The 6,476-nt window shown below is 74.1% G+C and carries 4 protein-coding genes and 1 pseudogene; 3 read left to right on the top strand and 2 right to left on the bottom strand.

Annotated features, from left to right (window positions below):
- The 3 genes and pseudogenes from PT931_RS35645 to PT931_RS35635 form a co-directional block, all read left to right on the top strand.
- Positions 1-295: pseudogene (locus PT931_RS35645) on the top strand (potassium-transporting ATPase subunit B); the annotation flags it as partial.
- Between the two features lie 2 nt (positions 296-297).
- Positions 298-1,218 carry a potassium-transporting ATPase subunit C gene (locus PT931_RS35640; protein WP_456250135.1) on the top strand — a complete coding sequence of 307 codons (921 nt, stop codon included), beginning with the start codon at positions 298-300 and terminating at the stop codon, positions 1,216-1,218.
- 17 nt (positions 1,219-1,235) lie between these two features.
- Positions 1,236-3,848, top strand: coding sequence for a DUF4118 domain-containing protein (locus tag PT931_RS35635; RefSeq protein WP_456250134.1), 2,613 nt, complete (start codon positions 1,236-1,238; stop codon positions 3,846-3,848).
- Positions 3,849-3,926: 78 nt separating this feature from the next.
- Here the strand turns inward: PT931_RS35635 and PT931_RS35630 are convergent, their stop codons facing one another.
- Together PT931_RS35630 and PT931_RS35625 are read right to left on the bottom strand one after the other, a co-directional pair.
- The gene (locus PT931_RS35630) at positions 3,927-4,640 is read right to left on the bottom strand and encodes a VOC family protein (RefSeq protein WP_456250133.1); all 714 of its coding nucleotides are present in this window, start codon (positions 4,638-4,640) and stop codon (positions 3,927-3,929) included.
- Positions 4,641-4,784: 144 nt separating this feature from the next.
- A complete protein-coding gene (locus PT931_RS35625; protein ID WP_456250132.1) occupies positions 4,785-6,305 on the bottom strand; it encodes an FAD-dependent oxidoreductase in 1,521 nt (506 codons plus the stop codon).
- Between the last annotated feature and the right edge of the window lie 171 nt (positions 6,306-6,476).

Genomic DNA, 6,476 nt, shown 5'->3' with positions numbered 1-6,476 from the left:
CAAGTACTTCGCGATCATCCCGGCCATGTTCGCCGCCGTGTACCCGGGCCTCGACGCCCTCAACATCATGCGGCTGCACAGCCCGCTGTCGGCGATCCTGTCGGCGGTCGTCTTCAACGCCGTCGTCATCGTGGTGCTGATCCCGCTGGCGCTGCGCGGGGTGAGGTACATCCCCGGCGGGGCCTCGGCCCTGCTCCGCCGCAACCTGCTGGTCTACGGCCTCGGCGGCGTCGTCGCCCCGTTCGTCGGCATCAAGCTCATCGACCTGCTCGTCCAGTTCATCCCGGGAATGTGACCATGAGACTGCCCACCTGGATCTCCGCCCACCTGGCGGCCCTGCGCGCCCTCGCGGTGTTCACCCTGGTGCTCGGCATCGCCTACCCGCTGCTGATCACCGCCGTCGCCCAGCTCCCCGGCCTGAAGGCCAACGCCGGCGGCTCGATCGTCGAACGCGACGGGAAGCCGGTCGGCAGCACCCTGCTCGGCCAGTCCTTCGACGGCCGCCCCGGATACTTCCAGTCCCGCCCCTCCGCGGCCGGCGACGGCTACGACCCGACCGCGACCGGCGCCAGCAACCTGGGCCCGGAGAGCGTCGTGGACACCCTCGGCGATCCGGCTCTCGACCCGGACTCCGGGAACGGCGACGGCGGCAAGCGGAGCCTGCTCACCCAGGTCTGCACCCGCAGCAGGGATTTCGGCGAACGCGAGGGCGTCGACGGCGCCCGCCCGTTCTGCACCACCGGCGGCGTCGGCGCGGTGCTCGGCGTCTTCCGGGCGGCGGGGCTCACCGGCCCGATCACCCGGGTCGTCAGCCTCAACGAGACCGCCACCGCGTACGACGCCGAGGCGAAGGGGCCGAAGAAGGACGAGACCGCCAGGCCGTTCCTCGACAGCTACGAGGGCGTCGCGGTCGAACTGGCCGTGTTCGGCGAGGACTACTCGAAGGGCGTCGTCACCCCCGTCCGGGGCGCGGCACCGGACGCGCCGGCCGTGCCCGCGGACGCCGTCACAGCCAGCGGCAGCGGCCTCGACCCGGACATCACCCCCGCCTACGCCACGCTCCAGCTCACCCGGGTCGCCAAGGCCCGAGGGGTCGACGTGGCGGCCCTCCGGAAGATCGTGGCCGAGCACACCAGCGGCCGGGTACTGGGCTTCATCGGCGAGCCGGTGGTCCATGTGCTGGAGTTGAACCTGGCACTCGACAAGCGGTACCCGTGACGGAAGGGGGCGGCACCGTGACCCGCGGACAGCTACGCGTCTACCTCGGGGCCGCCCCCGGCGTGGGCAAGACGTACAAGATGCTCGAGGAGGGCCACCGCCGGCACGAACGCGGGACGGACGTGGTGGTCGGCTACGTCGAGACCCACGGCCGGGCGCTCACCGCGGCCATGGCGGAGGGCCTGGAGACGGTACCCCGCACGGTGATGACCTACCGGGGTGCCGCCTTCACCGAGATGGACCTCGACGCGGTCCTGGCCCGGGCCCCGCAGGTGGCCCTCGTCGACGAGATGGCGCACACCAACGTGCCCGGCTCGGCGCACGCCAAACGCTGGGCGGACATCGCGGCCCTGCTCGACGCCGGCATCTCCGTGATCACCACCGTCAACATCCAGCACATCGAGTCCCTCAACGACGTGGTCGAACAGATCACGGGCATCACGCAGCGCGAGACGATCCCCGACTCCGTCGTGCGCGCAGCCGAGCAGATCGAACTGGTCGACATGACCCCGGAGGCGCTCCGCCGCCGGATGGCGCACGGCAACGTCTACCAGGCCGACAAGGTCGACGCCGCGCTCGGCAACTACTTCCGACCCGGCAACCTGACGGCCCTGCGCGAGCTGGCCCTGCTGTGGCTGGCCGACAAGGTCGACGACCAGCTGGAACGCTACCGGGCCGAACACGGCATCCGCCGCACCTGGGAGGCGCGGGAACGGGTGGTCGTCGCGCTCACCGGCGGCCCCGAGGGCGAGACCCTGGTCCGCCGGGCGGGGCGGATCGCCGACCGGACCAAGGGCTCGGACCTCCTCGGCGTGCACGTCACCCGGGGCGACGGCCTGACCGGCGCGGACCCGGCGCACCTCGCCCGGCAGCGCACGATGCTCGAGGACATCGGCGGCACGTACCACGGGGTGGTCGGCGACGACATCCCCCGGGCCCTGCTCGACTTCGCCCGGGGCGTCAACGCCACCCAGCTGGTCCTGGGCGCGAGCCGGCGCGGCCGGTTCGCCCAGATCCTGTCCCCGGGCGTCGGCGTCACCACCACGGCCGAGTCCGGCAGCATCGACGTGCACCTCGTCACGCACGAGCAGTCCCGGCGCGGCCGGCTGCGGTCCGCCCCCCGCGCGGGCGTCCCGACCCGCCGCCGGACCGCGGGCTTCCTGCTCGCCGCGATCGGACTGCCCCTGATGACGGGGGGCCTCAGCCTCCTGCGCGACCAGCTCAGCCTGCCCAGCGACATCCTGCTGTTCCTCGCCGCCGTGGTCGGGGTCGCGCTCGTCGGCGGACTGTGGCCGGCTCTCGCCGCCGCCGTGGTCGCCTCGCTCCTGCTGAACTGGTACTTCACCCCGCCCTTCCACGAGTGGACGATCTCCGACCGGGAGAACGTGCTGGCCCTCGTCGTGTTCCTGGTCGTCGCGGTCGCCGTCGCGGTCGCCGTGGAACTCGCCGCCCGCCGCACCACCGAGGCCGCCCGGGCCCGCGCCGAGGCCCAGATCCTGTCCACCGTCGCCGGCGGCGTCCTGCGCGGCGACCGGCCGCTCACCGCCCTGCTCGACCAGCTCCTGGAGGCGTTCAACCTGCGCGGCGTGACCCTGCTGGAACGCCGACCGGACACCCCGCCCGGCCCGGACCGGCAACGCGACCCCGACGCGTGGCGGATCGTCGCCACCGTCGGCGGCCAGCCGTGCGGCGCGCCGAGCGAGGGCGATGTCGACGTCGTCGTGGACGACACCCTGTCCCTGGTCCTCACCGGGCACCCGCTCGCGGCGTCCGACCAGCGGATCGTGGAGGCGTTCGCGGCCCAGGCGGCCGTCGCGCTGCGCCAGGAACGGCTCGCCGAACAGGCCGCCACCGCCGCTCCGCTCGCCGAGGTCGACCGGCTGCGGACCGCGCTGCTCCGCGCCGTCAGCCACGACCTGCGCAGCCCCCTGGCGTCGGCGACGGCGGCCGTCAGCAGCCTGCGCAGCACGGAGGTCGCGTTCAGCGAGTCCGACCGCGAGGAGCTGCTCGCCACCGCCGACGAGTCCCTCGAACGCCTCGGCCGGCTCGTGGAGAACCTGCTCGACATGAGCCGCCTGCAGGCCGGAGCGCTGGGCATGCACCCGGAGGCCGTCGGGGTCGGCGAGGTGGTGCCCCGGGCCGTCGACGACCTCGGCGTGCGCTCCCTGGCCGTGGCGGTCCGCACCCCGCAGGACCTACCCGACGTGTACGCCGACCCCGCGCTCGTCGAACGCATCCTGGTGAACCTGCTCGCCAACGCCCTGCGGTACAGCCCGCCGGACCGGCCCCCGATGGTCACGGCCAGCGCGCACGCGGGCCGGGTGCAGATCCGGGTCATCGACCACGGGCCGGGGATCCCCGAGTCGGCCCGGGACCGGGTGTTCCTGCCCTTCCAGCGGTTCGGGGACCGCGACAACGCCACGGGGGTCGGCCTCGGGCTGGCGCTGTCGCGGGGGCTCGCCGAGGCGATGGGCGGCACCCTGGACCCCGAGACGACGCCGGGCGGCGGCCTGACCATGACGCTGAGCCTGCCGGCCGCCACGGCCGGGGGACCCGGTGATCCGACCGCGACCGCGGGACCCGGTGATCCGGCCGCGCCCGGAGGGTCCGGTGACCCGTCCGGCGCCTAGGGGCCCGCCTGACCCTGACCGGCGCCGAGGCGCCCGCCGGACCCCGGCCGCACCGGAGGGGGACCGGCCGGGCCCGGGCTAGCGGGGCGTCAGAACCGAGAACCGGGTGCCGTCGGGGTCGGCCATGGCCACCCGCTCGACCCCGGCGCCGGTGCCCGTCGCGCCCAGCGCGAGCAGCCGGTCCACCTCGGCCCGCCGGTCGCCGTCGAGCGGGGGAGCGAGGTCGAAGTACACCCGTTCCCTGCCCGTCCTCGGCTCCAGCGGCGGTCCACCCCACGTGATCTTCGGGCCGCCGTGCGGCGAGCGGATCGCGGTCTCCTGATCCTGGTCCCAGACGAGCGGCCAGCCCAGGGCCCGGCTCCAGAAGTACCCGACGTCCTGGGAGCCGTCGCAGGCCAGCGCGCCGACGAACCCGCAGTCGGCGAGGAAGTTGTTGCCGGGCTCGATGACGCAGAACTCGTTGCCCTCGGGGTCGGCGAGCACCACGTGCCCCTCGTCCCCGGTCTGGCCGACATCGGCGTGCCGTCCGCCGAGGTCGAGCGCCCGGGCGACCGTCTCCCGCTGGTTCTCCAGGGACGTACTCGTCAGGTCGAAGTGCATCTGGTTCTGGGCGACCTTGGGCTCGGTGGTCGGGACGAAACGGAGCCGGAACCCGGTGTCGTCGTCCGGCACGAGCGTGACGCCGTCGACCGGATCCTCGGCCGGCTCCCAACCGAGGAGCGCCGACCAGAACCGCGCGACCCGCGGCGGTTCCAGCGCGTCGAAGCAGACGGCGAACAGGTGACTCGTCATTCCAGCTCTTTTCCGGGGCCGTGGACAGGGTGCCTGGTCAGCCCCTTGATCGGCAGCCTAGGGCGAGTCGGCGCGGTCCGCAGCCGAGTATCCGGGCGCCGGACCGCCCGCGCACCGCCCACCCACGACACCAGGGCCGGTGGGTCACCCCTCCGGCGCCCCGCGCGCGGCCAGTGGGCTCGTCGCCGGCCCCTGCAGCACACTCCCGTCGATGTGGAACCGCGAACCGTGGCACGGGCAGTCCCAGGTCGCGTCGGCCGGGTTGAACTCGACCGTGCACCCGAGGTGCGTGCACGTCGCGGACACCGCGTGCCGCCGACCCGCCTCGTCGGTGTACACGGCGACGTTCTTCCCGTCGACCTTCACGACCGCCCCCTCGCCGGGCCCCGGCAGGGCGGCACCGGACCCGCCACCCAGCTTGTTGCCCAGGGTCGCGACCGCCGCCCGGACGTTCTCCGCGACGAACCGGGCCGCGCTGGCGACCGGCGTGATCCGGTTGCTGTGGAACACCTTCGCCCACGGGTTGTCCCGGCCCGTGATCAGGTCGGTCAGGATCAGGGCGGCGGCGGTGCCGTTGGTGAGCCCCCATTTGCGCAGCCCGGTGATGACGTACACGTGGTGCGCGCCCGGGCTCATCGGGCCCACGTAGGGCAGGCCGTCGAGGGGGACGGCGTCCTGGGTCGACCAGCGGTGGCCGATCGACGGCACCCCGAGGCGGTCGTGGGCGAAGGCGGCCAGTCTGCGGTACCGGCCGGCGGTGTCCTCCGCCTGCGACACCCGGTGCCCCTCCCCGCCGACGAGCACGTGGGTCACGCCGTCCACGTCGGCGGACAGGATCGAGCGCAGCGGTTCGTCGGCGCTGATGAACGTGCCGTCGAGCGGGGGACCGGCGACCCGCCCGGCGACCAGGTAGGACCGGTGCGGGTGGCAGCGCGTGTCGAACAGGCCCTGCCCGCCGTACGGCAGGTTGGTGGCCACGATGACGTCGCGGGCCCGGACCGTACCGGCGCCGGTGGTGACCACGCAGGGGGTGCCGTCGCGCGGCTTGCCGGCCCTGGTCTCCTCGTACACGGCGCTGCCGTCGCCGTCGACCGCGCGGGCCAGCCCGTGCAGGTAGCGCACCGCGTGCAGCTGGGCCTGGTCGGCGCACCGCACGGCGCCCAGCACGGGGAACGGCAGCGGCACGTCGGTGGTGAACTCCGCGGGCAGTCCGAGGCGGGCGGCCAGTTCGGCCTCCGCGCGGACCCGGCCGAGGGTCTCCTCGGTCTCGGCGTAGGTGTGGTTGGCGACCCGGCGGAAGCCGCAGTCGAGCCCCTCGTCGGCCACCACCCCGGCGACGTGTTCGACGGCGGCCTGGTTGGCCTGCGCGTAGGCCCGGGCGGTGTCCTCGTCGTGGCGGTGCCGCAGTTCGGTGTACACGAGGCGGTGCAGGGCGGTGACCTTGCCGGTGGTGTGCGCGGTGACGCCGGTGCCGACCCGGGCGGCCTCCAGGACCGCGACGGTGCGTCCGGCCCGTTTGAGGGCGAGCGCGGCGGTCAGGCCGGCGATCCCGGCGCCGATCACGGCCACGTCGACCTCGATCTCGCCGGACAGCGCCGGGTAGTCCGTGGTGCCCGCGGTCGCCACCCACAGCGAGACCGGTTCGCCTTCGAGTCGCTCGGTCACGGCTCGCCCCCTTGGTACCCGAAAAAGGCTTTTATCCGTCATGCACGCAGGGTCCCCGAGGTGCCTACCCGCAGGTCGAACCCTGAAACACGAGCGGGGTACCGACCGCATCCAGCCCCCGGCCACCGGGCCCGGCGGTAGCCTCCCAGAGAGGCATCGACGGTGCTGAGG

The sequence above is a fragment of the Longispora urticae genome, from assembly GCF_053902585.1.
Note: the sequence above shows the minus strand (reverse complement) of the source record. Positions and strands in the feature narration are given on the sequence as shown.